Source organism: Streptomyces mabaensis, from assembly GCF_053763515.1.
This window is the reverse complement of sequence record NZ_JBSOPZ010000053.1, coordinates 1-25,275: the sequence shown is the minus strand read 5'-3', so window position 1 is coordinate 25,275 and position 25,275 is coordinate 1. Positions and strand designations below refer to the sequence as shown.

Genomic DNA, 25,275 nt, shown 5'->3' with positions numbered 1-25,275 from the left:
CCGCAAGGGACCAACGACCCGTAACCGGGTGCCGAGTCTCTGGGGCGGTGGGCGGATGGGCGCTCACCGCCGGTTTTCTACTTTTTGGGATTGCGCTGGGCGGCCTGCTCGAGGATCCGCTTGCGCGTCCACCGTCGGCGCCCGCCCTTCTCCGTGACAGTGTCGTGGGTTTCCAGCAGGGACAGGTTGCCCTGGGAGAGGCTGCTGGAGAAGGAGTTGACACTCTTGAAGCCCAGAAGTGCCGCCGCCTGTGACGCTCCCAGGAGCTCGTCGGGGTCGCCGTCGACGGGGACGTCGGGCAGCGCCGGCGCCGCGCGCTTCGCTCCGGCGTGCTTGCCGCGGCCGGGCCGGGTGGCCATCCAGTCCAGCAGGGTCTGCACGCGCCACAGCTGCCGGCGGTAGGGGTTTTCCGTGGTGCCCATCTCTTCGACGACGTCGGGGTCGGGGAAGTAGCCGGGGTGGTCGCGGACGAAGGTGGTGACCTGGTTGGTGTTCTTGTAGCCCAGGAACCTCGAGGCGTCCGCCGCGTTCAGCAGGTCCTGCGGGTCGCGGGAGGGCGGTGTGTGCTCGCGGAGCCTCGCCGGCGGGCGCTGGGCGAACCACTCGGTGACTTCGGCGTGGTCCCACAGGCGGGCACGGCCGCGCTTGCCCCTTGCTTCAGGGAATCCGTTCTCGGCGCGCTCGTTGTAGAGGCCGCTGATCCGCGCGGGCGTCAGGCCCTGTTCAGCCGCGATCTCGGCGGCGTCGGCCAGGCGAGGCTCACGGCGCGAGTTCATGGCAGAACCGTCCGTCCTGTCAGAAGGCGGGCCGGCCTGCCCGGCTCGCAACTCACATAATGGCAGGAGTGTGGGGTGGGGTCCAGTGCGCTGCCCAGTTTTTCCCGGGCGGCGAACGAAAAATGGGTCATTCCTCCGGGATCAGGCACACACCGCGGCGGGCTGCGTCCTCGGCCATCTCGGAGTAGGCCAGGGCCGCTGGGGTCATTTCCCAGTCGGTCAGGGCGAGCAGCAAGAGCAGCTCGTCGCGGTCCTGGGACGCGTCGCAGGGCATGCCGGCCGCTTTCGCGGCCGCCACCAGATCCTCGGGGGACAGCCCGGCGAAGCGGGCCGCCACGGTCCGGTGCAGGTTTTCAAGGCCCTGCTGGTACAGCTCGTTCGCTTCGCGTAGGAGCAGCAGCAGGTCCTCGTCGTGGCTGGCCGGTGCGGCCGCGGCGAGGTTGAGGAGGCGCTGGGTGGTCGTCGTCATCATGAGCAGTATGCCTTTCAGGAAAGATCAGGGGCGTCCGGAAGTCTCAGTGGAGAGCGGCACAGCCGTCGCCGTCGCGGTGGGCCAGGTCGGGCTCCTTGCGGGGCTCCTTCTCCAGGGCCGCCCGCACCTGCTCCTGCAGGGCGGTGAACTCCGGGCCGTCGTCCGGGCAGACGATGCGGGTCGGGCGCCCCGCAGGTTGCGTGCCGGATCAGGTCGGTGATGCGCCAGTCGGCGCGGAAGCTGTCGCCCCGCACCTGCTCGACCTCGGCATACAGGTCGGCCAGCCGCGGGCGCCGGCCGACGGAGAGCAGCAGATCGCGGAGGGCCGCGAATCCGCACAGCGCACAGGAGCAGCATGTCGGGAGTTGCCCATCCAGTCGCCGGCCCCGGGCACCGAGTCGTACGTTCAGCAGTGCGGCACAGGAGCGCTGGTGTGCCACTCCTTAACCGCGGCAGTGGACCAGTCCTTGACCGGCAGCCACTCGTCGACGACCCGGGCACCGTTGGCCTGCACCGTCCGGAAGGCCGGATGCTGGCGGAGAGCAATACTCAGGCGTGCCAAATGCCTCCAAGGGTCGTCACGATTTGTGATGGGTTGCTAGGACCCGTCGCCTGGCCACCTGCCCCGATAAGGACCGAACGGCTCGTGCTCCGCGAGTCCGAGGCCCGAGACCGTGCGGCGTTCATCAAGCTGTTCGCCTCGCCAGAGGTGGGCACCTACATCGGTGGCCCTCGACCGCGTGATGAGCTCGGACACCCCCGGGTAGCGGATGCCGTCGAAGACGATAGGCGGCCACTCCAGCACTCCGAGTCGCGACCGTGGCGGGTCGAGGATGGTCCGCCATCCCGGGTGTCCACATGGCCCCACACCGATCCGCCCGCGCTGCTGGTCCGCTCGCGCGGCCGGTGGCGCTGGGGCCCCGGTCCCGCCCGGCAGGACCGTGTGGGCGGGACGGTGGTGTATCAGGTGGCCGTCGACCTGGACGGCTCCACCTCGGCCACGACGTGACTGTATGCCTGGCCGCAGCCCGGGCTACGGTGGGGCACCGCAGTGCCTCCGAACCCTCGGACCGGCTGCCGTTCGCTACCTCGATGCCTCACACGCCGCCGCCGTGATCCCGGCCGCTTAGCTTGTGCACGTGAAGTCGCCACCATCTGATGCAACCGGATTCCGGTTGCTAGAGTGGTGGCATGGCTGTGATGACGCTCCGTATACCCGATGACCTTGACCCGTCGATTCGCGCCGGCGCGACCGCGGCGGGCCTGTCCCTCAACGCGTACATCGTTCGCGCCGCACGCCGTCAGGCCGTGCTCGACGCCGCCCAGCAGCTCGCCGAGCTCGGGCTCGGCGATGACCTGTGCGGTGAGGGCGACACTCTGTGAAGCGCGGGGAAATCTGGACGCTCGGCGACGGGCGCAACGTGCTCGTCGTATCGCTCGACGGCCTGGAGCAGGCGTACGGCGCGGTCCTCGCGATCGTGCTGCATCCGTCCGGCCGCTTCCCGGACACCGCGATGTCCGTCGTGCCCGACGCGCCGTTGCCGTGTACCGCGGTCGCCGTCAACATCCAGCAACTGAGGGTTGCGCGCTTCGACGGCGCCAAACTGCTGGGCACCGTCGATACGGCGGCAATGGAGCGCGTCAGTCAAGCGCTCCGCGCGGTACTGGACCTGTAGAGCACAGCGCGCACAACAGCGCCCCGCCATTCGCAAGTTCGGGGGGCGGGGCGCTGTCCTTCCGCAGGTCCGGGACGGGGGACGCAGGCCTGCGGGGTTCGGCGTCGGCCTGAGCGGCCGGGTCTGACGCCGAGGGGAGATGGTCAAGGGTGGCAGGTCGACCGGCCGCATGCCGGCTGTCTTGCCTCGGCGTAAGGTCGCTCAGCTGTACGGGCGTCACCTCGTGCAGGATGTTGACGTGGCGTGACGCGAGCGTCCAGCAGATAGCGGGGTGTTCAACGTGCTCGGGACGCCGGACGAGGGCGTGAAGGTCGCGACCGGGTTGAACGTCGACCACATGCCGACGGCGGAACGCCGGGCCCAGGCCGCGGCCAGGACGGTCGCCTCATCAGCGGATTCGAGAGCGGCACTGAGGTGCTGCATTTCGGTCGGCACGCTTCTTGCGGTCGGGGGCCCTCGTCGCTGCGCAGGCCCATGCCCTTCAGGATCCGTACCGGGCGGCCGAGCTCGCGCCGCAGCTGGCTGACTATCGGCGTCCAGGCGCTGGAGACGACACCGGCCTTCGCGTGGTTGCGGCAGTACGGGCTGCCCATGCGCGGGAAACGTCCGTACGCCACGAGAGCCCGGAGCTGTGACCGTGAGGTCACAGCTCCGGGCTCCCGTCCGAGTCACGGGGACAGCAGTCGTCCGGGACTGCGTTCGTTCACCAGGCGACGGTCAGCCGGGTGTCCGGGCGGGTGACATGGGCACCTGCTTCGAGCTGGTCATCGCCGGTGGAGGAGGGGTAGGCGGTGATGGCGGGCTGTGCGGGCCGCTGCTGGTCCCAGCGGTGCAGGAGGTCGTTCACCTGGGCGGTGAGTTTGTCGGAGTCCGGGCCGTGGGCGGTGATGCCCAGTTCGTCGGTGTAGTCGTCGACGGGGCGGGTGGTGAGGTAGGCGAAGGTGCCGCCGTCGTACAGGGCGGCGCCGGACCAGCGTACGGCGGGGTCGGCCAGGCCGAGGTCGCGGGCGGCGGTGCCGATGGACAGCTTGCCGAAGTGCAGGCCGGAGCCGACGGTGGCGAGCCAGAGGTCGAGGTGGGCGGCGGGTTCGTCGTGGCGGACGTGGAGGCCGGTCCATTGCTGGTGAGCGGGGTAGGCAAGGGTCTTCGCCAGGGCGGCCTGGTCGGGCTGATCGGCGGCGTCGATCTTGAGGATGGCGTCGTCGGCGAGGCGGACGTGGATCTCGCCCATCTCGGCGGCGCCTCGCATGGGGACGAAGCCGCACACTGCGGCGTTGCTGCTGACCATGCGGTCTTCTTCGGTGCGATCGAGTGCGATCGAGCGGGTCAGGCCGCTGCCGTGCAGGCGGATCGGGACGACGAGACGCCCGGCGGGGGCGAGTTGCTGCCACCAGGCGGCCGGGATGTCCCAGGCACCGGCGGTGACGATGATCCTGTCGAACGGGGCGCCGTCCGGGTCGCCGAGGGCGCCGTCGCGGCAGATCACCTTGACGTGGTCGTATCCGGCTTCGGCCAGGTGAGCGCGGGCGCCGTCGGCGAGGTCGTCGTCGAGTTCGATGGTGACCACGGAGCCGGTCGGGCCGACCAGTTCCGCCAGGAGGGCGGCGTTGATACCGGTGGCCGCGCCGATCTCCAGGACGCGGTGGCCGGGGTGGACGTCGAGCTGCTCGAGCATCTTGGCCACGATGTTGGGACTGGAGGCGGAGGAGACGGCGGTGCCGTCGTCCGCGCGTTTGGTCACCACCTGCTTGGGTGCGTACGCCGTGGCCAGGTCGATGCCGGGCAGGAAGAGGTGCCGGGGCACGGTGAGGAAAGCGTCCTTGACCGCCTTGGTGTGGAAGGTTCCGAGGCTGTCGATCTTGGCGACGAGGGCGTCGCGAAGCGCTTGCGGATCGGCGGTCGTGTGGGTGGTGTCCATGGTCACTGGCCTGACTGTAGTGGGCTGAGCGGGGGCAGTTCGGGCACGCGGAGGGGCCGCGTCGGGGGCGGGCTGGCGGTGGAAGACGACCCGGCTGGCGGCGGTGGCGAGCGCGGCCTGGTGGTCGGCAGAGATGCCCAGCCGGTTGAAGGCGAACACCAGGTGGGTGGTGAGGACGGCCCGTATGCCCCGGGTGAGGGTGCCGCGGCGGGCCAGCTCGGCGAGGTCCCATCCGGCGTCCTCGAAGGCGGAGGGCCAGGCGGGTGCCTGGGTCAGCGGACTGTCGGCGGTGTCACCGTCGGCGGTGATGAGCATCTGCACGGCGGCGAGGGTCGCCGCTGACGGCTCGGTCCTGTCCGCGGTGGTGCGGTGCTCGGCGAGCGCGGCCCAGATGTCGCCCTGCTCGTAGAAGTCCTGGCCGGCCGCCTGCATCATGCGGGTGGTCAGCCGGACCCCCAGCTCGCGGCGCAGGTCGCGCCCGCTGTGGTGAGCGAGGTGGTTCAGGATGTGGCGGCTGTCGGTGTGGAAGAGGCCGTGGGCGATCTCGATGGCTTCCGGGCCGCCGAAGCGGCGGGTCTCCGGCTCGTAGACGACGCCGGTGGCGTACTCGCGGATCGCGCCGGACTCGGTGAGCGTCGCCGTGAGCCGGGTGAGCAAGGCAGCCTGGACATCCTCGCGGCCGGGGGCGGGCAAGAGCCGGAGCCGCCAGGATTCGCGCTTTCGGACGAACCACCAAGCGGAGAGGCCCCCGGCATCTTCGGCTGCGGTCAGCAGCGGCTGCAGATGTTCGGCGGCCATGCGCTCAGCGGCCTGCCAGGACTCGCACCACAGATTCACCTGGTTCCAGGCGGTGTTCGGCTCGTTCGTCATCACGGGCTTCCGTTCAGTCGAGAAGGAGGCAGGTCTGCCAGCCACCAGCCCGGCCGGTGGCGATGGTGTGCAGGGTCATGGCGATCCCGGCACTTCCCTCGACCAGGCCGGGCAGAGCTTCGGGCGGGATCTCGCGGGCTTGGTCGAGCAGGGAGCCCAGCAGCCCCGGAAGCCGGTGGGCGAGGGCGGGGGTGGCCGCGTCGGCGGCGACATGCCAGGCGGTGGCCAGGGCTCCCGCCCAGCCGTGACACAGAGCGGGATCGGTGATCCAGGCGAGCTGAACGGGGTCGTCCAGGCAGCGGAGCAGGGTGTCCTCGGCCGCGTGCTGGCGGGCGGTGTCGCCGGTGGCGAGGGCGGCGAGTTGCTGGGCTCGGGCCAGCCCGGGGGTGCCGTAGCACCAGGAGGGCCGCGCCGGTCCGTCCCGGTGCGGCCGGCCATCGCGGAGTTCGGCGAGAGTGATCCGCTCGGGCCACCATGGGCCCGCTGGGGCCCGCTGCCGCCAGGAGTCGAGCCAGCGGCAGATGGTCTCGATGGCCTCGCGGTGCCCGTCCACCATCACGCCGTCGCGCATCGAGATCGACATCAAGGACACAGGCCCGGCGATGCCGTGTGCGGCCCCGAAGTCGGCTTGCCCGGCGGCGAAGGCGGGATCGTCCTCCTTGGAGGGGATCTCGGCGGTCCACCAGCCCGGCGCGCTCAGACCGGCCGCGTCACCAGCCCGGACCGGATGGGTGAGCCGGACCAGGTAGGACAGGACGCGGCGGACGAGGTCGCCGCCGGGGTCGCGATGCAGCAGGTAGGCGCCCAGCCCGGTGAGGCCGCGGACGAGGTCGAACTCGTACAGTGCCGGGCGCCGTTCGGCGTCCATTCGCTCCAGCGCGGTCTTGAGGCGGGTCTCGGTGAGGTCGGTGATGGCCGCGTCCAGGTTGGCCATGGCCCCGGGGTAGCGGCCGGGGGCGGCGATGGAGATGGCGAAGGCGACGGCGGGGGCGCCGAACCACAAGCCGGCCCCGGGACCGGCGCTGAGATCGTCGCGGGTGGCGCGGGCCAGCCACGCGTGCATCGCCTCCTCGCCGCCGAGACCGCATTGGGCGCGCAGACCGTGCAGGACCGCGACTCCGGCGGCGCCCTTGGATAGGGACTGGTCGCGCCAGCGCGGGCTGTCGGGCCGGTAGTCGTCGCCGTAGTCCACCGGCGGCGGCACGGTCAGGGCGGCGGCGAGTTCATCGGCCAGGGCCGCGGCGGCCTCCCGCAGCCCGGCATCCTTCAGTACGGTCACCGGCCCCTTCCCTCCTTCTTGTTGGTGCGGCGGGTGTGGGCCAGGGCGACGGCCCGTGCCAGCTTGTACGTGACCGCTTCGGTTTCGCTGTCGATGCCGAGGGCGCGGACGTGGTGCAGGTGCAGCAGTGAGCCGAGCGCCGTCTCCGGGGTGAGGCGGGTGGTCTCGGGAGTGAGGCGGGCGGTGTAGGAGGCTGCCGCTTTCGTGCGGGCGGCCCAGGCGTCGGTGAGTGCCGCCCCGCCCGGCAGGACGTTGATCCTCTCGCCTTCGGCGAGGTGAAACGTCTGCTGTCGTACGTTGCGGTCCTGTGTGCCGGCACCGGCCGCGTACTCGGGGTGTTCGGTCAGCCAGTGCAACCCCGTTGACCGGCTGCCGGTCATGGCACCCGCCAGGTCGGCCAGGCTCGCGGCGGTCAGCGCCTGCGGGTGGAGATCCCGGTTGGCGGACAGGAAGGCGAGCTGGGCGAGGACGGCCGTCGAGTCGGCGGCGAACAACTCCTCCGCCGCGGCCATGGCCGCCCCAGTCCCGTAGCGCCCGGTCTCCGGCCGGTAGGCGTCGAAGGTGATCTCCCCGAGCAGGCCGCGTTGTCGCAGCTCGGCGGCCCAGGCTGCCACCTGTCCGGCGGCGTGTTCGTGGTCCGCATCGTGGAGGCGGAGCCGCAGGTGCGGGGCGGGGCGGCGATAGCGTGCGAACCACCAGCGTGGGGATGTGGTCCACCGCTGCAGCAGCGTCGGTAGGTGCGCGGTGAGGAGCGTGTCGAACGCCTCCGGCTGTGCGTACAGCTTCACGAACACCACCTTCGCCCTGTGCTCGCGGTCGGTGACCGGCAGCGGCGCCGAGCCGGTCAGGAACACCGGCGCGGGGGCGGGCGGCGCGGTCGCGGCCAGCGGGATGACGACCTCGTGGGCCCGCCCGTCGCACCAGCGGTGATCTGCGGTGGTGGGCGCCTCGGCCACGGTGACCGGGCCGTCGGCCGCGTCCAGGTGGGCTCGCAGCACCGAGCGGTCCAGGGCCTCGCCCAGATCCAGCCGCAGGCGGCGGTCGCCGCCGCCCACCGCGAGGCCGACGGGAAGATGCCGCTGATCGCGCATCGCCTCCAGGGCCGCGTACCAGGCGGCCATCGGGGCCTCGGGGCCGGGGAGGTCGGCCGGGTCGAGACGCCACTGGGCCGGGGCGAGGACACTGCGGCCGTAGCGCACCCGCGGCAGGTACGGCAGGCAGCCAGCTGTGCCCCAGTCGAAGGAGGTGACCGCCGGGTGGATCGAGCGGGGGATCTCGAACAGCAGCCGGGCCAGGGGCGGCATGGTGTGCCGGGCCCCGGCATGCAGCAGCATCGCCTCCACCACCCGTCTCCTGGAGCGCGAGATGACGTATAGCCGCGTCGAGTCGGCGGCCACAGCGAGATCCGCCACCGAGAGGTGCTGCTCGTCGGCGGCGTCGCGGTGCTCGGCCAGGGAGATCACCTGCGGCAGCACGGGCGGGACGCGCAGGACGTTCTCGGAGCGTAGATGCCGTGGCGGGAAGGACAGTTGGGCGGCGAGCGCCCCTTCGACGCCTGTCTGCTGCCCGGCGTACAGGGCGGTCATCTGCTGCCGGTCGGGCTCGTCCAGCAGGGGAAGGAAGCGGCCGGTGTTGGCCGCGAGGCGGCCGAACCCGCACACGCCCAGGGTGAAGCTGCCCTCGGTGATCGCCTCGGGGGCCTTGGCGCGGAGGTCGGCCCACAGATCCACGGGCGACACCGGCCGCTTCGCCTTCGCCGTTTCGGGGGCGATCCGGCCGAGGGCGGCGGCGTCCAGGACGATCTCGTCCGAGCCGTCGAGAGCGGCCTGTTGGGCCAGCGCGAGCAGGGACTCATCCCGGGCCGTCACCGCCCGGGTATCGGGCGTGGGCCTGGTGAAGTGGCGGGGGAAGCCGAGCCCGGTCACCGGGTCGGCCAGTTCGGCCACGGGGACCAAGGTGCCGGGCCCGTACCGGGAAAGGAAGGTGCGGTGGTACTCGCGCCACGACTCGCTCATGGTCGGAATCGGACTGAGCCGGATGAGCGCTTCGGCCGCCGCAGCGGCCTCGTCGGCTACTACGCGGGGCAGCACCAGAGTGCCGCCGAGCCGCAGGTCCACTGCCAGGGGCTGGTCGACAGCGCTCGACAGTCCCCGCATCCGCGCGATGAGTCCGCGCCGGTCTCGCTCACCAGCCCACGTGCCCACCCCGCCGGGCGCCTTCAACCGCGCCTGGACGGCGCCCAGACCGCCGGCCAAGGGCTTGAGTTCGGGGAGGTTATCGGCGTCCGCCGCGCGGAGCTGTTCCAGGAGGTGGGCGAGAGCATCGACGGCTGTCGAGGGGGCCCGCAGGCTGGTGATCAGTACACCGGCCGCCACCAGCTGGCCCACCAGTGCCTCCAGTGCCTCCCGGGCGGGGCCGGGATGGTCGGCCGCGATCTTGTCGACCAGTTCCTCGGCCCGCAGTGGCGAGCGGGCCGCACGCCGGACCGTCCGCACCACGGGGATCAGCCGCAGCGAGACCTCCACCGCGTCCTGCGGGCCGTCGGAGGCGGCGGTCTGGTGAGGTTGCCAGAGCACGACCAGCCGGTCACCGCGCTCGACGGCGAGGTCGTTGACGACGACCGGAAGCCGCCGCAGCAGGGCCGGACAGGCTTCGAGGCGGGCGGTGATGTCGGCGAGCCACACCGCATCCGCCCGAGTGCGGACCTGGTGGTCCTCGCTCCACCGAAGAGAGGTGTGCGGGCCGAAGGACACCGTGGCAGCTCCGGCGAGGGCGCCGAACGGAGTGGCCCGGCCGCGCATCCTCACCAGGTACCGGGCCAGGGACCTCGCCATGCGGCGGGCCGGTGCGGCATCGGTCCGCCGCCCGGAGAGCATCGTCTCGATCTGGTCGGCCAGCACCGGGCTAGCCAGGGCGATGGCCTCGGACAGCGGCCGCATCGCCCACACCTGTGCGAGCCACGTCCGCCACCGCTCGGCGTCGGCGTCATCGTCGGGCCAGGCCGGCAGGCTCACCTCGGCACCGTGCACGCTCGCCCGTAGCGCCGCCGCCGTCAGCGGCCGGTAGTACGGCGTGGGGTTGCTCGTGGTCACTTCGTGCCTCCCGGGCGGCCGATCTCGTACGTACGACGCAGGACGGGGTGTCTGCGGCGGAGAGCTCTCCGCCGCAGACACCCCTCTGGTGTTCAGGTCCGCCGTCGCTGCCTGTGTGTTGTTGTTTTTTTTTTGTTTGTTTCTTTTTTTTTGTTTGTTTTGTTTCGGTTGGGCGGTGTGTTGTGTTTCCTTTTCCCCCCCCCCCCCCCCCCCCCCCCCACCCCTCTGGTGCTCAGGTCAGCAGTCGCTGCCGCGGACCGTGTCGCAGCCGTCGTCGGTGCTGCTGAGCAGGGCCGCCGAGACGGGGCCCGCGGTGACGATGCTGACGCTCAGGTCGAGCTCGACCGGCTCGGCGGCCGGGCCGGCCGCCGGTGTCTGCGCGAGGGTGTGGGTGTTCATGGCAAGTCCTCCTACGGGTAGGGATGTTGCTCATTGCGGTGGTGCCGATGGCCCGGCCCGCCTTCTGGCGGCTTTCGGGTCATCCCCGGCATGCGACGTCGTCCGCCGCACCCCGGGAGTCTGGGGGTCTGCCCGTACCCGGCCGCGGGGGAGCACCCGGGCCGGGCAGACCGGCTGTGGGGTCAGCCCGGCCGCTGCTGCGGCGGCATGGGGCCGCGGCGCCGGATCTGGCTGACCGGGGTCGTGCTGGCCGGGTTGGACAGGGCCTTGACGGCCGCCTCCAGTCGCTGCGGGTCGGCGCCCAGGTGCTGGACGGCGGCCGAGGTGAGTGTCTGGGCGAGGCTGTACTGGAGGAAGGCTTCGTGCCGGTGAATGGCCACCTCAGCGGCCAGCGCCTCCAGCGTGGGGATCTCCTTGCGCCGCATGGTCTGGTGCGGCGGGTTCCCGAAGGTCTTCCACACCACCAGCTGCCCGGCCGCCGCGTCGTGCTCGACGCGGAACGGCAGCGGATACGGGGGCTGTTCGGGCACGTCCTTGTCCTTTCCCTGTGCCGGTTCGAGGGGGTGGGTGGCCCCGCCCCGAGGTCACCTGAGCGGGGGCAGGGCCGCCGCTGCCGCACGTGGCGCGGTCACGGGGAGGTAGCGGGCGCCATGCGGCTCAGCGGGAGCGGAGGGGGATGGGCACCCCGCTCCCGCTGGGTCTGTCAGGGGATGCCGGAGAGAGGCAGCCGCACCTCCACGGCCTTCCCGGCACCGTCGGCATCGACGGGGATACGGGTCGCCCCACCCGCCGCGTCGGCCATGGCCTTGACCAGGAACAGGCCCCGGCCGCCGAGCTGGTCGCCGTCGACCGCCGCCGCCGGGCGGGGCAGAGAGGGAGCGCGGTCGTGCACGGCCAGCACCAGGTGCCCGGCCTCCAGACTGAGGGCGACACCCGCCGTCGGCGAGGAACCGGCCGCGTGCTGCACGTAGTTGGTGACCAGTTCACTCACCGCGAGCACGGCGATCTGTGCCGTCTCGCAGTCGCGCGGCAGGCCCCACATGTCCAGCTGGGCCGCGACCTCGCCGCGGGCAGCGGGGACCGCCTCCTCGCAGCCGGTGACCAGGAACGACAGCCGCCGTCCGCTCACCAGCGCGGATATCGGAAAGGCCTGCTCGGGTGCGCTCCGTTCCTGCACCGGGCCGGGCTCTGCGTGCACTGAGTCTCCCTCCGTCGGACGGCATCCGCGCACCCGCCGAAACGATCAGCGACCTTGGCGCTACGGACCGTGAAGTATCCTCAGAATGGCGTCAGGAACTTCTTCCACGCAAGTGCGTCAGAAACTTTGGCATATGCATTGCTTGGAACCGAACGACCGAACGAAGGCGTGCGACTTGGGTTTACGGCACACTTGCGTACAGCAACACGCCAGTATCCGGTGTGAGGAGGGTGTTCATGGCGGCAGCAGCCAGCGGCCCGACCGTACGCAAGCGCCAGCTCGGTGCCGAGCTGCGGCGGCTCCGCGAAGCGGCCGGCAAGCGGATCGAGGACGTCGCGGCCCACCTGGAATGCTCGATGTCCAAGGTCAGCCGGGTGGAGACCGGGCAGGCCCCGATCAAGGCACGGGACGTACGCGACCTGCTCCAGTGGTACGAGGTCACCGATCCCGCCCAGGTGGAGACCGTGATGCAGATCCACAGGGACGCGCAGAAGCAGGGCTGGTGGGCCCACTACGAGGAGATCCTGCCGTCGGGCATGGCCACCTACGTCGGACTGGAGTCCGACGCCCGCATTCTGCGTGCCTACGAGCCGATCTTCGTGCACGGCCTGCTGCAGACCGAGGACGTCGCCCGCGCCGTCATCGAGGCCGTCCGGCCCGGGGAGCCGGAGGAGGTTGAGCGGCTGGTGCGGTTCCGCATGGAGCGCCAGCAGCTGCTGACCCGCAAGCCCGACCCGCTGGAACTGTGGGTGGTGCTCGAGGAGTCGGCCCTGCGGTGCCCGGTCGGCGGCAAGGAGGTGATGGCCGCGCAGGTCAAGCAGCTCATCCAGACTGCCGCGATGCCGAACGTCACCTTGCAGATCATGCCGACGGCCAAGGGCGCCCACATGGCCATGGCCGGAACGTTCGCGTTGCTCGACTTCGAACCGGCTACCTCCAGCGTGGTCTACGTCGACTCCATCGCTGGGAATGTGTATCTGGAGAAGGAGCGTGACGTACGGAGGTTCACCCAGACCTTCGACATGACCAGGGCCGCGGCCCTGGACCCGCAGGAGACCCCGTCCATTCTGGAAAACCTTGCAAGGGAGATGCAGCAAGCATGAACGATCAGCACAGGCGGCCCGTACCCGAGGTCGACCTGACCGGCGCCGACTGGCGCAAGAGCAGCTACAGCTCCGGGAACGGAGCCTGCGTGGAGATCGCAGTCGTCGGCGGAGTGATCGCCATGCGCGATTCGAAGGACGTCAGCAGGCCCGCCCTGCTGTTCTACCCCGACGAGTTCGACGCCTTCGTCAAGGGCGCCGCTGACGGCGAGTTCACCCAGTCCTGACAACCGGGAGGGAGGAGAGTGGCCGACCCGGACGAACGGTAGACGCCCGGGACGGCCTCAGACCTCAGCCATTCCCTCTGCCCCCGCCCGCAATCGTGACTCGGTGGGGGCATCGGCGTTCTTGGCCGACTGCGTTCCACCGCCCCCGCTGCTGAAGCGGTCGCCATCGCCCTGGGCCTCGGTCAAACGAGGACGGCAACTGGTGATCCCGCGACCCCCGACCAGCTCGGCGTCCGAAACGGGCATCGGGATCCCGGGCTCGAAGGCGGGGCGACCGGAGCGACGGCGGCTGGGCAGGCTGGTTTCGGTGTAGGCGATGCGCTGGCGCAGGCTGAGGCCGAGGTCGTCGACGCTCAGGTAGATGGAGTTGTCCTTGAACTCGGGAATGCGCCCCCTGACCAGGAGTTGACCCCGCTGACGAGGGATTCGGTGGCGTTGCGGGCGAGGTCTCGCCAGGCGGTGCACACGTAGGAGATCGGGGTCCCGTCCCGACACTTCGGTGTGGCGGCGTCCCACTGGCTGGGCACCTCGGTCAGGCGGAACCGGCAGACGGCGACGCCGGATTCGGTGAAGCGGCATTCGACGTCGCTGGTGACGGTGCCGGACACGTGCGTGATGGACGGGGCCATGTGCGACACCTCTTACTTCAAATAGTAGTGTGTTTCGGCTCAATCCCCCTCGGCCACTACACCCGGCTGACCAGCCGCCGCAGTCGCCTCCGCCACGCCTCGGCCGCCACCTGCACCGGCGTGGTGCCCGCGCTGAACACCGTGGAGTTCCCGACCTCCACGTGCAGCGGCACCGTCGCGTCGGAACGGATCAGCCGCTCGTCGGTGGTGTCGAGATGCACCGACACCCGCACGGCCTGCATGCTGGCGTCCAGGTAGGCGAAGACCAGAACGCCGGCGACCTCGACGCAGGGCAGGCCTTCGCCATCGGGGCCGACCTGCGGGTGGAAGACGTCCGCGCTGTTGACTTCGGCGCAGACCTCCTCGCACGGGAAGCGGAAGTCGTGCGGGGCAGGCGTCGTCCGCGCATACCTGCCGATGTCGTCGGCGTACAGCGAGTAGTCCTCGTCGCCGCGTTCTGTCTTCGGCCCGTAGTAGAGGTTGACGGCCGTACGGTCGTCGAGGGGAGGGCGGTCCGGGATGCCGTCGTCTCCTCGTACGTTGTCCCAGCTGCTGCGGACGTGCTGCGCCAGACAGGCCAGCGCGGAGTCCTCGTCGGTCCAGATCGTCACCGCGTCCTCTTGGCGGTCCTGGCGGCGCAGCACCCAGGCGCTGCTTGCAACCGTGAGCGCCATCGGGTGGGTGAAGTTGAAGCGCGCGAGCCACTTGCCGAGGATGTCGACGGTGTCTGTGCCGGGCCAGTAGTCGGTGCGCTCCTTGAGCTCGCTCATCTGCTCGTTCAGGTCGATGATGGCTTCGCCCTCGGGCGTGGCGGGTTCGGGTGTGATCACGGAAGGCTCCTTCAACCGAGGGATGACGGGGAGGTGGGGTCACGGATTCCCGTCCAGGAGTTCGCGCACCAGACCCATCAGGCGTTCCTGTTTGGGCGTGAGCGCTGCGGTGCGCAGGACGCGCTTGCGCGGGACGCGCACGTCGAGGCTGATGCCCGAGGGCGCCCCGCGCGGGTCCGGTCAGCCGATGGGATGGAGGCGAGGAGCTTCATGCCTGCGTCGCGCCGGGCGGCGCGACGCAGGCTCGGGTCAGTCCTCGATTAGGTCCAGGCAGGAGACCTGGATGCCGCTGCCGGGCAGTCGGAAGCGCTGGGTGTCCTCGGGGATGCGGTAGCGGTTGTTGCGCGGGTTGTTGCGCAGCAGGCGGGTCGACTCCACGTCCAGCAGGAAGCCCGCGCGGCTGCCGGTGCGGTTGCGCTCCTGCACGGTGCCGGTGAGGCGGCGCAGGAAGGCCAGTCGCAGCGAGTCGTTGATGCGCGCCCGGCGGCCGGGCACGATGCCCTCGTATCCGGCTTGTCGAGCTCGCCGAGCCGCTTCGCGGCGGCCTCCTGGACCTGCGCGACGGCTGCCGCGTCGGGCAACTGCCGGATGAAGCCTCGGACTTCGTCGATGGTGATGGGCATGCCTGTTCGCCTCTCTGTGACAAGGGATGGGGAACCGGCCGGGCACCGTGCGTGCCCGGCCGGGGCTTGGAGGTAGGGGAGCGGTGGCGGTCAGGATTCGGCGTCGGGCCGGTGGCTGGCGACGGCCTGCTGCTCGACCTCCGACAGCTGGTAGCTGCCGTCGTCGGCCTTGCCGAGGCATTCCAGAAGCAGCAGGTAGGCGGCCTGGAGCCGGTCGGGGGACTCCCACAGGTAGACGTGCTTCTCCCGGGCCGCGTTGAACTGCTTGGGCTTGCGGACGGCGTCCTCGAACGCGGCGGCGACCTGGGCGAACAGCACGTTGGCAAGGCGGTTCTTGGGGAAGCTGGCGGCAGTCTCGGAGGCGGAGTCGTTCTCGGGGTTCTTGGCTCCGAGCAGCAGCGCCACGGTCTGCGTGCGCTGCTTGTCTGCCCACTTGCCGTAGAGGCGGGGCAGATCCAGCATGATCCGCTGAGCGAAGAGCCGGGCCTCGTCGGGCAGGGTTTTGCCGCGCACCAGCCGCTTGACGAACTCCTGCCTCGGCCCGGCGGCCGCCTTCCAGGCCCGGTTGCACGCCACGATCCGGGCCCGCTCCTCGGCCTTCTGCTCGTCCTCTTCGGTCTTGGGCTCCTTCGGCTGCGGCCGGACCTTGTGGCCGTACGCGGCCGGGTCGGCGCAGTGCCACACGGGCCGGTGCTCCTCGTCCAGCCGGGCGCAGTGGCCAGGGCAGTTGCGGTGGTTGTCCTCGGTGAGCGGGTTGCCAAGACCGGTGTTCAGCTCCGTCAAGGGATGGGACGGGTCCTTCTCATAGGACGGCACCCGGCCCAGCAGCGGGATGTTCACCTCCTTGAGCTCTGCTTCGGCCTTGGCGCGGACGTCGGCGTCTGCCTGCTCGGAGCGCAGCAGGGCCATTTCCTGATCCCAGTGTCCGCGCCCGCCGTTGCCCTCGTCATGGTCGCGCTGGAGCGCCCGCATGAGCCGGTTCTCCGCGTCGCGCACGTTTTCGACCTCGGCGAGCTGGGCGGTCTGCTCCAGGTCCATGCCTGCGGCTGTCGTGCGGCGCAGGGTGGCGTCGTTGAGCTTCTGCGCCGTGTTGGCCTGCTTGGCTGCGTGGCGGCTCACACCGAGGGCTTTGGTGGCCGTGCGCCGGTCGACGTCGCTCATGTCGATCAGGGCGAGTTCCTGCGCCCGCAGGGTGTCTCGCTCGCTCATGTCCTCGCGGTGGTCGTTCTCGACCAGAGACAGGAACCGCGTCCAGCCGTCACGGCCGACCAGGTCCTCACGCACGAACGCCTTGACCGGGCGCACGGGGCGGCCGTCCTGCTCGGCGGTGGCGTTGGCGATCTGCGCCGCCTGGGCGCGCCGCCAGCCCTTGAAGACGCCGTAGGCGCCGTCGGGCCGGGGCCGGACGCTGATGGTCTCCTCGACGCCGAGTTCCTTAACGGAGGCGATGAGCTTCTCGTCCGGCTCGGTGTCGTGCTCGCGGGCGTTGTGCTCATCGCGCACCAGCAGCGCCGGGTCGAGCTGGACGATCTGCGGCACGGCCTCCTCGTGTTCGTCGGGCTTGTTGGTCGGGGTCGAGACGGCGGTGGCCATGTGGCTCTCCTTCTCCTTGCCTCATCGGCGAATTGGGGCGGCGGGGAACTCCCCTATATATCAAATAATAGTGTGAAATAGCGGCCTCTGGCGCGCGTATAGATCGGTCCCAAGGTCACCAAGGCCCCACCGCCTTCGATTTGCCCGCCCCACGGCGGGCGGCGAAGCCGCCCTGGGTCGCTGACCTGCGGAAACGTTGAGTACTCGGAGCGTGGTCCCATGGTCAACCGCTCTGCGTCCGGCGCCTGTTCGGGACTTGGGCGGTGTCGGGCGCAGGTGGCGGGCGTTGCAGCCTGGGGTGGGGACGGTGGCCGGACAGATGGGCGTGCTCAGGTGGCGCGTGGGCGCCGGCTGCGGGTGTGGGCGGCCCGGATCTCGGCGTCGAAGTCGGGGTGCTGCCGGGATGCCGAAGGCAGCAGTGCGTTCCGGACGTCCATGGCCCGGGTGAGGATTCCCAGTTGTTCAGGAGACAGCACCCAGGGGCCCTGCTCGTCGGCGTCCAGGACAGCCAGCAGGCTTTCGGCGGTCCTGATGCCCTCGGCGTCCCGGAATACCGGGTGAGTCCGGTTGAGTCGCAGGGCGAGGATCAGGCTGGCGCCCAGGTGCGGGGCGTGGCAGCGCCGGGTGGGGGTGATCTTCTGGTGGCCGTCCGGAACGGTGAGGACCTGGAGTATGCCCGCGAGCACGATGAGCCGTTCGTCGCTCTGTACGGGGAACGTCGACTCGGTGGCCTGGCTGCCGCAGGACCGGCAGGCGTAGGAATCCGGCCCCTGGGCCTGGTAGCGGCCCCGGTGGCAGATGTGGCAGAGGATCGGCACCGGCATTTCGTACGCCTCCTTTGTGCGGGCGCTGCGGCGCCCGCACGGGGTGACCGTCGGGGCGTCACGCGGGTGACCTGGCGGGTGGGCAGGTGGATCCGCAGGATGTCCTCGTGCCCGGGCGGGGCCAGTACCGCGAGCCGGTTGAGCGCTCCGGCCAACTCCGGGTCGGCGAAGACCTCTTCTGCCAGCGCCGCCTCTCCTACCGGCACGGCGATCGCCGTGGTGCTGGTGTGCCTGAGGTCTGGGACGTCCTCGGTGCTCGCGAGCGCCGCGACGAACGGGCTCCATCCGATGTGCATGCCGTCTGCGGTCCTACGCTCCGGCGTCGTGAAGTACGCGGCCAGCACCGGGGGGCCGTCGCCGGGCTGCTCGGCCGCGAATGCCCTGACCCTGTCGACCACGACCTGCCGCCACGGTGGCCCCGAGAGCTTCGATGATCAGCGCGTCCAGGGCCTTGAGCGGGAGGCGTCGGACCGCGTCGGGCACCGGGGGCTCGGTCGGCGCGGCCAGGAGTGCGGCCAGTTCGAGGGGCTTCATCGACGGCGTCCTTCCTCGTGTGATGGCTGGCGCCGGGCTGCTCGCTGTTAGGGCTCCCGCAGCGCCAACAACATCAATAATAGTGTGCTATCTGTAGGCGTGAACCCACCTCTGACCTGCTGTTTTGCCGCTAGTCGCGGTCGGGCGGGAGTGGGAAGGTGCTCCGGGGGTCGATCCGCACACACCGCTCGCAGTAGGCCGTCACGCGTTTGGCGGTGCATTCACCCCACTGGCATTCGAACCGCTCGCGCGGCCCGCACAGCAGGCACCGCCACAGCGCGATCCCGTGCAGCTCGCACAGCTCACGGCGCTTTCGCTCAGGCAGGGCCTCAAGGGCAGGGCGGGGGCGTTCGAGGCGGGCTAGGTCGGCGGCCGGGAAGGACACCTCTCCGTCGCGCACCCAGCGCGGCGACAACTGATCAAAGCGCTCGGGTGTGCAGTAGAACGGCTGACCGGCCGCACTGAACACCATGGCCAGATGGCCGTCTGAGACCAGAGCCTCCAGGCGGCTGTGGCTGAACTCCCGCAAGAGGGAAAGCATCTCGTCCTGGCGCAGGCTCCAGGCGTACCCGTATCGGCGCAAGATCCGGCGCTCGGCGGCCGCGGGGCCGTCTGAGCGGCGTCCACGCCTGGACGGCTGTGACGGCGGCGGCCGGGTTGGAGGCCAATTCGCGGGCTACGGCCTCGGCGGCCGGGTGGGTGGCGTGGCCGCTGAGCGCGTACCCGTGGAGCTGGTCCACGACCTGGTGCGCTCCCTCGTTCTCGGTGACGGCGTACCGGACGGGCGGCTGGGGGCGTCGTCGAGGCATGACGGAACTCCATCTACGCAAGGGGACGGCAGGACTGGGGGCAACTGCCCGGCCCGGGAGGGGCGGTGGTCAGCCGATAGGCAGTGGCCTGTAGGAGGACAAGACGTAGTGGCCCAGTTCGCGCAGCGCGCCGGCGGTGAGCTCCACGGCTGCGGGGCTGCTGTCGGTCTGGCGCGTGTACGCCTCGATCTCGCTGTTCCAGGTGAACCCCTGGGCGGTGAGGGTCTCTTCGGTGCCGGGCGTGAGGTCACGGGAGGACTGGGGGCTGCGACGAGTCCGTGAGCGGGATCGGGTACGACCAGGAACACCGGGTCTCCTTCCGCCGCTGGCCGCCCCGGCCGGGGCGGCCAGCAGGTCAGAGCGGACGGGTGGTCAGCGGGTGACGGTGACGGTGTAGTCGGCGGCGGCGTCATGATGCGGTGGTCCACCGGGCCGTCGGCGGGTGACGATGACGCGTGGCCCGCCCCCCTTGGTGCCGGGGTGGGCTACCGGCTCGCAACATCTATAATAGTGGATCTATGGATATGAGGAACCCACCCCTGACCTGCTCCTTTCACTCCCGCAGCGTCCGAGCGAATCCGAGCGAATGCGGCCAGCACGGGGACCACGGAGCCGGGGCGGCCGGATGCTTAGACCTGCACCCACTCCCCGGATGGGCCGCCGACTGCGGACGCGCTGTCGACCTGGACGGGGCCGCGCTGCCCGGGCGGCCGGGAGGCGTGCTGCCAGACGATCCGGGTGCGCCGGTGCTGCTCCTCAACCCGGGCGCCGGGGAGTGCGCCGGCCACGGCCTCGGCGACGGCGCGGCGACCGCTGGCCTCCGCCTCCTGCCGGGCGGTGAGTTCGGCGGCCTCCTCTACGGCCTGGGCATGCAGCGGGTAGAGCCGCCTGGTGATCTCGCGTGCCACATGGCGGGCGCTCATGGCGGTGACCCCGATCGACGGGGCATGCACCTGGGTCTCGTCCGGGATTGCCGCGCAGATCTTCAGTCGTCCGGGCTGTTGGTCGTTGGGCTGGCACAGGCGCAGGGCGCGCGCCGTCGACGATGAGCCGCCCCAGACCGCGCGCGTACTCGGCCAGCGGGGCCGTCCGGCAGTGCGTGCCCAGCTCCCGCGCCACCTCGTCGGCGCAGGCGTCGAACTGATCTTGGGTGGTCAACTCCTGTGACATGGCGCCGTCTTCACTCCTTCGGGCGGCTGAGGGGAGAGCCCGGCGCTGGGCGGTGCGGGGGCGCTGCTGCGGCCTGGTCGCGGCGCTCGGCGTCGTGGCGGAAGTCCTCGGCGGTGTAGCCGGTGTCGCACGGCGGCTTGCACAGCTGGCCTGGAGGTGCGCCGCACGTCTCGCAATGGTCGTCGAAGTCCTTGGGGCGCCACGGCCGCGGGCCGTTGTGGAACGGGTCGGCGCAGCTGGCCTGCCACTGGCACGACGGCTTCGACGGCGTGATCTGGTTGCTGGTGGCCGGACTGATGGACCATCGGCGGCTGTGGGTGTCGGTGGCGGTGTACGTCAGCAGCTCGGGGCTGTCCTGCGGCCGTTGTCCTCCCAGGATAGGCCGGCGGCCGTGAGGGTGCGGCCCAGCTGGGTGCAGCGCTCGGGGGGGATGTTGCCGAACGTGGCCAATGCGCCATCCCTTCTGTGAGGCGGGTCGGCGGCCGGTCAGGGTCGGCCGGACGGCTGGGGCTTGCGGTAGCGGTACAGGAAGCGCGAGGCCCACATGCGGCTGGTGAAGCCGGGGATTCCGCCGCCGCTGCCGGGGCGGTTGCCGGGGTACTCGGCAACCCACTCGCAGCAGTCGTGTCCGGCGGCGGACTCCATCGGATACACCGTCACCTGGGGGCGGTCGGTGTAGTCGCGGTAGAGGGTCAGGCTCCCCCGGTAGCCGGCGCGGCTGCGGGCGAGCCGCGGCAGGGCGTCGTCGGGGGCGGTGGCCTGGAAGGGGTTTACGGGGCCGAGACAGGCGCGAACGGCGGTGAACTGGTCCCAGTGGTGGGGGTGGTGGGTGCCTGTGAGGTGCACGCTGCCGCGCATCGCCCCGCTCAGCTCGAATACGACGGCGTCAGCCTGGCGGGGGCCGGCGGTGGCGCGCACGGTTCCGGCGGGCGTTTCGATGGTCAGGCTCGGGCTGGTCATGGGGCTGCGGCTCCTCGGGGGTCGACTCGGTGAGCTGTGGGGCCTGCCGCCCCGCGCTCGCCGAAGGGGAGGGTGCGGGCGTCGGGGCGGCAGGTCTTCGGCCAGTGGCGCGCTGGCCGGGTTGGCCGTCTGGCCCCCGGGGGGATAGGGGTGGCGGACGGTGTCTGTGGGCTACTCCTGCGGCGGCTTGTGGCGGCGGAGGTTGCCCCGGTCGGTCAGGGATACCTCGCGGCCGCACGGGCATTGGGCGTAGCGGCGGCCGTGAAGGTGGCGGAACTTCGGTCCCGTGTCGCTGGCGTTGACCATGCGGGTCGTTCCGGTGACCGGCGTGGTGTTGGTGCAGTAGCCGTTCCGGGTGACGGTCGGCGTGTCAGGCACGGGGGCTCTCCTCGTCGGTGTCGGGGATCTGGGGCAGGACCGGGGCGTTGTAGACCTCGCGCAGTACAGCGGAGAAGTCGGGGCACGGGATGACGGTCTGCTGGAGCTCGGCCGTGTCCATGGGGTGCAGCCACCCGTTCCGTACCGTCCAGCCGCACGCACGGGGGTTAGGCGCGGCGGTGGTGGCGACCAGGACGGCGTGCCGGACGGTGCTGCCTTCCAGCGCGAACACCAGCAGTGCACGCAGCGCGCAGAAGTCGTCTTCGTCCAGCACTGCCAGGCGTAGCGGGGCGGTGCCTACGGAGAGGTCCGCCTGGCTCCGGACGAACGCGTCGTCGGTCCGTTCGGCAACGAGGTTGATCGTGTGTTCGCCGTCGCCGAGTGCCTGGATGAGGGCGGCAAGCGCGGTCAGGGTGCGGCTCATGGCGGCCGCTATGGCGGCGTCGTCGGGGCGTCTGAGCTCCGGGCTTGCGGGCATGGGGGCTCCTTGGACGGGGCGGTGAGCACCAGGGCCGGCGCACCGTGCCATGTGGCACGGGAGGGGTCTTCTGAGCGCGCGGTCTGCTCCGCAGACGCGTTGCGCTGCCGCTACGCGGCAGGGGCGGGGCGGGCGCGCTCCGCGCTCCCTGAGCGGGTGGGGCGCGCTCCGCGCTCTGGGAGGTTGGGGCCCGTGCGGGCCGGGCTCGGGGAAGTTCCCGGCCCGCACGGGGGTCTGTCAGCCGTGTGCGGCGGCTGCCGTGAGCGCGGGCAGTGCGAGCGCTTCCAGGGCGGCGGCCTGGTCGGCGTCGGTGAGGGTCTGCGCGGTCGACGTGACGGCCTGCATCACGCCCCCGGCCGTCATCTGACCGCCCCGGACGAAGTGGGCAAGGATCATGTCCTTGGCCTCGGTACCGATGCTGAGTGACTTGGTGACGTGCTCGATCGTCTTCGTGGGCTCGGCCAGCGTCTTACCGGCGGCGTCCTCCACCTCGCGCACCTTCGCCTCGACGTACTCCCGTGACAGGAAGGTGCGCACGGCGTCGGCGGTCTTGGAGGTGATCAGCTCCAGCGTCTTGCGCTGCGTCTGCCCCGACCAGGACACAACGCCCTCATCCTGCTTGCCTCCGAGGTGGACGGCGCGCATGACGTCCTTGGCCTCCGTCAGGCCGTTGCGGCAGACCTGGATGACCGCGCGCGGGGTGATGGTGTACGCCCCGGAACCGACCTCGCTGTTGGTGATGACGAAACCGGCGGAGATCACCGGCAGTTCGTCACCGCTGCGGCCGTCGAACGGGGAGCGGTAGCCGCGCAGCAGCGCGGGGGCCTGGATGGCGACCGCTTCGGACTCCACCCGCACGTACATGCGTCGGTCCGTCAGGTCGCAGCCGATCACGCGCGTCGGGTGGCCGGACTGCGTCACCCCGTCCAGGGCGGCGAGCAGCATGTCGAAGTTGTCCATCAGCTTGTAGCTGTCGGACAGCAGCGCGCGGGCCACGCCCTCGGCGGGCGCCATGCCGGGGCCGTTCTCGCCCCGGAACGCGCGGAGCATGAAACGGCGCTCGGGCTCCTGGCGCAGCCACGCGTTGACGTTCTCGTCCAGGAGCGGGGCGTTCTCGGCGCGCATCCGGCGCAGGTAGGCGAGCGGGATGCGGAGCTTGTCTGAGATCCCCTCGTCGGCCACGGCGGTGGGCCGGTAGATGCCGTCGACCTCCGTGACACCGTCCTCGGTGATCAGGGACTCGACGCCCTCGACGTGCACGTTTCCCTCACGGAACCGCAGTGCGGACGCGGGGGCGACCAGCTTGCGGCGGTTCTGGTCCTCCAGGATGCGGACAAGGTCGGGGAGTTCGGCGTTTCGGGCACCGGTGGGGGCCACGTTCGTGGCGCGCTCGGCGAACTGCTGAGTCATGCGGTGTTCCCCTTCGCTGTTGGCTTTTGCGGTTCGGGGGACGGGGCCACCGCCCCCCGAACAACTTCAATAATAGTTTGTTTCAGGAGTGAGTAAACCCACCCCTGACCAGCACACTTAGCCCGTGCGGTACGCGGGCAAAGGCGTCAGGCTCGTCCGGCGCACGTTCGTGACCGTCGGCACCGGCGTGACGCCGTGCATCTCGCACAGGTCGTAGCGCAGTTCGGGGGCCTCGCCGAACGGGTCGGCGTGGGCGTGGATCGCGTTCACCCAGTAGGTCCCGTGACGCCGCGTCACGCTGCCGTGGTAGTCGACCTTCTGCCACAGCACCGGTCCGGCGTGCTGCGGGTCGAGACTCCGCGCAACCGCGATCACGAGTTGATCCGCCACGCGCTCGGACATCAGCAGGACGAACGCGCGCCCGACCGTGGTGCGGTCCACCGGTACGTCAGTCATGGCCGGGCCGGTGTGACCGGTGCGCACACCCATCGCCCAACCCAACTCGAAGAACGGCCGGATCATCTCCAACTGCTCGTGCGGCACCCTCAGCGCGTCCGGGTCGCTCTCGCTGCTCGCCAACTCCCGCAGTGCGTAAGCGGCCTGTTCCCGCTCTGCGTCCGTGAGCGGGGCCCTGGCCTCCTCGGCCTGTCCCTCAATCCGCGTGCTCTCCACGGTTTCCCTCTCTTCTCGGTGATGCCGGGTGGAAGGGGGTGCCCCCGGCTGGGGCACCCCCGGGCGGATTACTTCAGGAATCCGCGCGACCGGAGGAACTCGGCCGTGATGTGCGCGATTCCGCGCGGCTTGTAGATCTGCGGGAATCGCCGCATTTCCACTTCGGTGCGCCCGTTCTCGTCCGGCTCTGGGAGTTCGTGAACGAGCCGGTAGGGACGGTCACCCGTCGGCATTTCCAGAATCACCGGACCGACCCTGGTGTCGAAGCGAATTCCGGTGTAATTCGAGTCGGAGTTGTGCACGATGCTCGCGCCCGCCCGCTGGCACAGCAGGGGCAGGAAGTTTGCAACCGTGCGGGCCTGAATTGCCAGGCCGGTCATGGGCGCGTCCTTACCGCCGTGCACTCGGCGGACGATTCCGCCAGAGATCTGGATCTCCACGTCTTCCCCTTCGTTGGTTCTTTGCGGTTCCCGGGGGTCGCCTCCCCTAGGACTTCAAATAATAGTGGATGCTAGCTGTGGGGGGAAGACCTGTTGCACCCCATGTTGCGGTGGATGCTGCGCCCTGATGTTGCGTCAGGTGTTGCGCTGGACGTTGCGCGCCGTGGCGGCCGGCCTCCGCGCCACCCCAGGTCAACGGCCTGCGGGCGCGTGGTCGGCCTGTTGACATCCCCTCTGCTGCCACTGTCCCGCACCGGTAGAAGGATGAGTAAGGAATGGGGGGCGGGTGTGGTCGGGCGGCGGCCTCGGGGATCGGGCGCGGTCTGTGGGTTGGTTGCGCGTCGGCCGTGGGCCGCCGCGCTGGCTGGGTGTCCCTGGTGGGCTGTGTCGCCCCGTGTGGGGGTGGGGGTGGAGCTGCTCGCCTGTCCTCTCCACCCTTTTCCGTCTCCCGTACGCCCTGCCTCGCCCCCGGCTGCTCCTCCTGCCCCTTCCCTTTGCTTCTGTCCCTCCCTCTCTGGTGGGGTCGGTCTTGCCGGAGGCAGGCACACCCTCCGGAGGGAGGACTCGCCCAACCTCCCGCACCCCGAAAAGGGGTTGGGCCCCGGAGGGGCCCTTTCCCCTCCCCGGTATTCCGTGGTCTACTTTCCCCACGGAATACCGATCAATTCCCCTCCCTCTTCAGGGGATCGGAGATCCCCCTAATACCCACCCCAGGAACCCACATGACGAACCCTCAACTAAAACCCCAACCACCCACACACAAAACCAAACCAGCCGTATTTCGTGCCGGAGGCACGCACGTTATGGAATGGCCGGAGGCCATTCCATAACTTCCCGCCGGAGGTGGGCAATTCGCGCGGGGACGCGCGAAACGAGCGTCGCGAGTATTCGGCTGCCGGAGGCAGAGCGAAGCGG

The 25,275-nt window shown here is 70.6% G+C and carries 27 protein-coding genes and 1 pseudogene; 6 read left to right on the top strand and 22 right to left on the bottom strand.

Annotated features, from left to right (window positions below):
• Positions 1 to 77 precede the first annotated feature (77 nt).
• From ACWV17_RS31475 to ACWV17_RS31465, 3 genes are all read right to left on the bottom strand, one after another.
• Positions 78 to 776, bottom strand: coding sequence for a hypothetical protein (locus tag ACWV17_RS31475; RefSeq protein WP_455362351.1), 699 nt, complete (start codon positions 774 to 776; stop codon positions 78 to 80).
• A 127-nt stretch (positions 777 to 903) separates the two neighbouring features.
• Positions 904 to 1,245 (bottom strand): hypothetical protein, encoded by a 342-nt coding sequence (locus ACWV17_RS31470; protein ID WP_455362350.1) that lies wholly within the window; start codon positions 1,243 to 1,245, stop codon positions 904 to 906.
• Between the two features lie 409 nt (positions 1,246 to 1,654).
• Positions 1,655 to 1,810, bottom strand: coding sequence for a hypothetical protein (locus ACWV17_RS31465; RefSeq protein ID WP_455362362.1), 156 nt, complete (start codon positions 1,808 to 1,810; stop codon positions 1,655 to 1,657).
• Here ACWV17_RS31465 and ACWV17_RS31460 point away from each other — a divergent pair.
• The 4 genes and pseudogenes from ACWV17_RS31460 to ACWV17_RS31445 all read left to right on the top strand — a co-directional run.
• Positions 1,811 to 1,999, top strand: a pseudogene (locus ACWV17_RS31460) (hypothetical protein); the annotation flags it as partial.
• Positions 2,000 to 2,098: 99 nt separating this feature from the next.
• Positions 2,099 to 2,257 (top strand): hypothetical protein, encoded by a 159-nt coding sequence (locus ACWV17_RS31455; RefSeq protein ID WP_455362361.1) that lies wholly within the window; start codon positions 2,099 to 2,101, stop codon positions 2,255 to 2,257.
• Between the two features lie 182 nt (positions 2,258 to 2,439).
• Positions 2,440 to 2,631: a toxin-antitoxin system HicB family antitoxin gene (locus ACWV17_RS31450; protein WP_406003256.1), complete on the top strand. Its 192-nt coding sequence runs from the start codon at positions 2,440 to 2,442 to the stop codon at positions 2,629 to 2,631.
• On the top strand, positions 2,628 to 2,924 hold the full coding sequence (locus tag ACWV17_RS31445) for a hypothetical protein (protein WP_455362349.1): 297 nt from the start codon (positions 2,628 to 2,630) through the stop codon (positions 2,922 to 2,924). Before ACWV17_RS31450 ends, ACWV17_RS31445 begins: the two co-directional genes overlap by 4 nt.
• A 703-nt stretch (positions 2,925 to 3,627) precedes the next feature.
• On the opposite strand, the gene fxlM is transcribed toward ACWV17_RS31445, so the two are convergent.
• The 6 genes from fxlM to ACWV17_RS31415 all read right to left on the bottom strand — a co-directional run bounded on the left by fxlM (position 3,628) and on the right by ACWV17_RS31415 (position 11,680).
• Positions 3,628 to 5,712 carry a methyltransferase, FxLD system gene (fxlM, locus tag ACWV17_RS31440; protein ID WP_455362348.1) on the bottom strand — a complete coding sequence of 695 codons (2,085 nt, stop codon included), beginning with the start codon at positions 5,710 to 5,712 and terminating at the stop codon, positions 3,628 to 3,630.
• Between the two features lie 13 nt (positions 5,713 to 5,725).
• Entirely contained in the window at positions 5,726 to 6,991 is a 1,266-nt protein-coding gene (locus tag ACWV17_RS31435) for a lanthionine synthetase C family protein (RefSeq protein WP_455362347.1), read from the bottom strand.
• Positions 6,988 to 10,083, bottom strand: coding sequence for a lantibiotic dehydratase (locus ACWV17_RS31430; RefSeq protein ID WP_455362346.1), 3,096 nt, complete (start codon positions 10,081 to 10,083; stop codon positions 6,988 to 6,990). The genes ACWV17_RS31435 and ACWV17_RS31430 overlap by 4 nt, the downstream gene beginning before the upstream one ends.
• Positions 10,084 to 10,320: 237 nt before the next feature.
• Complete coding sequence (gene fxlA / locus ACWV17_RS31425) at positions 10,321 to 10,482, bottom strand: FxLD family lanthipeptide (RefSeq protein WP_455362345.1); 162 nt, start codon at positions 10,480 to 10,482, stop codon at positions 10,321 to 10,323.
• A 182-nt stretch (positions 10,483 to 10,664) separates the two neighbouring features.
• The gene (locus ACWV17_RS31420) at positions 10,665 to 11,012 is read right to left on the bottom strand and encodes a hypothetical protein (protein ID WP_455362344.1); all 348 of its coding nucleotides are present in this window, start codon (positions 11,010 to 11,012) and stop codon (positions 10,665 to 10,667) included.
• A 173-nt stretch (positions 11,013 to 11,185) separates the two neighbouring features.
• Positions 11,186 to 11,680, bottom strand: coding sequence for an ATP-binding protein (locus tag ACWV17_RS31415; protein WP_455362343.1), 495 nt, complete (start codon positions 11,678 to 11,680; stop codon positions 11,186 to 11,188).
• Between the two features lie 236 nt (positions 11,681 to 11,916).
• Here ACWV17_RS31415 and ACWV17_RS31410 point away from each other — a divergent pair, with 236 nt between their 5' ends.
• Both ACWV17_RS31410 and ACWV17_RS31405 read left to right on the top strand, forming a co-directional pair.
• A complete protein-coding gene (locus ACWV17_RS31410; protein WP_455362342.1) occupies positions 11,917 to 12,783 on the top strand; it encodes a helix-turn-helix domain-containing protein in 867 nt (288 codons plus the stop codon).
• Positions 12,780 to 13,010 carry a DUF397 domain-containing protein gene (locus ACWV17_RS31405; protein ID WP_455362341.1) on the top strand — a complete coding sequence of 77 codons (231 nt, stop codon included), beginning with the start codon at positions 12,780 to 12,782 and terminating at the stop codon, positions 13,008 to 13,010. The genes ACWV17_RS31410 and ACWV17_RS31405 overlap by 4 nt, the downstream gene beginning before the upstream one ends.
• Positions 13,011 to 13,363: 353 nt before the next feature.
• Here ACWV17_RS31405 and ACWV17_RS31400 read toward each other — a convergent pair whose 3' ends face one another.
• The 13 genes from ACWV17_RS31400 to ACWV17_RS31340 form a co-directional block, all read right to left on the bottom strand.
• Positions 13,364 to 13,639 carry a single-stranded DNA-binding protein gene (locus ACWV17_RS31400; protein WP_455362340.1) on the bottom strand — a complete coding sequence of 92 codons (276 nt, stop codon included), beginning with the start codon at positions 13,637 to 13,639 and terminating at the stop codon, positions 13,364 to 13,366.
• 56 nt (positions 13,640 to 13,695) lie between these two features.
• Positions 13,696 to 14,469 (bottom strand): hypothetical protein, encoded by a 774-nt coding sequence (locus ACWV17_RS31395; protein WP_455362339.1) that lies wholly within the window; start codon positions 14,467 to 14,469, stop codon positions 13,696 to 13,698.
• A 249-nt stretch (positions 14,470 to 14,718) separates the two neighbouring features.
• Positions 14,719 to 14,964, bottom strand: coding sequence for a hypothetical protein (locus ACWV17_RS31390; protein ID WP_455362338.1), 246 nt, complete (start codon positions 14,962 to 14,964; stop codon positions 14,719 to 14,721).
• Between the two features lie 218 nt (positions 14,965 to 15,182).
• Positions 15,183 to 16,685 (bottom strand): ParB/RepB/Spo0J family partition protein, encoded by a 1,503-nt coding sequence (locus ACWV17_RS31385; protein WP_455362337.1) that lies wholly within the window; start codon positions 16,683 to 16,685, stop codon positions 15,183 to 15,185.
• A gap of 329 nt (positions 16,686 to 17,014) precedes the next feature.
• Positions 17,015 to 17,509, bottom strand: coding sequence for a hypothetical protein (locus ACWV17_RS31380; RefSeq protein WP_455362336.1), 495 nt, complete (start codon positions 17,507 to 17,509; stop codon positions 17,015 to 17,017).
• Positions 17,510 to 18,173: 664 nt separating this feature from the next.
• Positions 18,174 to 18,572 carry a hypothetical protein gene (locus ACWV17_RS31375; protein ID WP_455362335.1) on the bottom strand — a complete coding sequence of 133 codons (399 nt, stop codon included), beginning with the start codon at positions 18,570 to 18,572 and terminating at the stop codon, positions 18,174 to 18,176.
• 909 nt (positions 18,573 to 19,481) lie between these two features.
• Positions 19,482 to 19,805: a hypothetical protein gene (locus ACWV17_RS31370; RefSeq protein WP_455362334.1), complete on the bottom strand. Its 324-nt coding sequence runs from the start codon at positions 19,803 to 19,805 to the stop codon at positions 19,482 to 19,484.
• Positions 19,806 to 20,508: 703 nt separating this feature from the next.
• Positions 20,509 to 20,982, bottom strand: coding sequence for a hypothetical protein (locus ACWV17_RS31365; RefSeq protein ID WP_455362333.1), 474 nt, complete (start codon positions 20,980 to 20,982; stop codon positions 20,509 to 20,511).
• A gap of 171 nt (positions 20,983 to 21,153) precedes the next feature.
• The gene (locus ACWV17_RS31360) at positions 21,154 to 21,360 is read right to left on the bottom strand and encodes a hypothetical protein (RefSeq protein WP_455362332.1); all 207 of its coding nucleotides are present in this window, start codon (positions 21,358 to 21,360) and stop codon (positions 21,154 to 21,156) included.
• On the bottom strand, positions 21,353 to 21,838 hold the full coding sequence (locus ACWV17_RS31355) for a hypothetical protein (RefSeq protein ID WP_455362331.1): 486 nt from the start codon (positions 21,836 to 21,838) through the stop codon (positions 21,353 to 21,355). Before ACWV17_RS31355 ends, ACWV17_RS31360 begins: the two co-directional genes overlap by 8 nt.
• A 237-nt stretch (positions 21,839 to 22,075) precedes the next feature.
• Positions 22,076 to 23,248 carry a DUF932 domain-containing protein gene (locus tag ACWV17_RS31350; protein WP_455362330.1) on the bottom strand — a complete coding sequence of 391 codons (1,173 nt, stop codon included), beginning with the start codon at positions 23,246 to 23,248 and terminating at the stop codon, positions 22,076 to 22,078.
• A 117-nt stretch (positions 23,249 to 23,365) separates the two neighbouring features.
• Positions 23,366 to 23,920 carry a hypothetical protein gene (locus ACWV17_RS31345; protein ID WP_455362329.1) on the bottom strand — a complete coding sequence of 185 codons (555 nt, stop codon included), beginning with the start codon at positions 23,918 to 23,920 and terminating at the stop codon, positions 23,366 to 23,368.
• A 68-nt stretch (positions 23,921 to 23,988) separates the two neighbouring features.
• The gene (locus tag ACWV17_RS31340) at positions 23,989 to 24,360 is read right to left on the bottom strand and encodes a hypothetical protein (RefSeq protein WP_455362328.1); all 372 of its coding nucleotides are present in this window, start codon (positions 24,358 to 24,360) and stop codon (positions 23,989 to 23,991) included.
• Between the last annotated feature and the right edge of the window lie 915 nt (positions 24,361 to 25,275).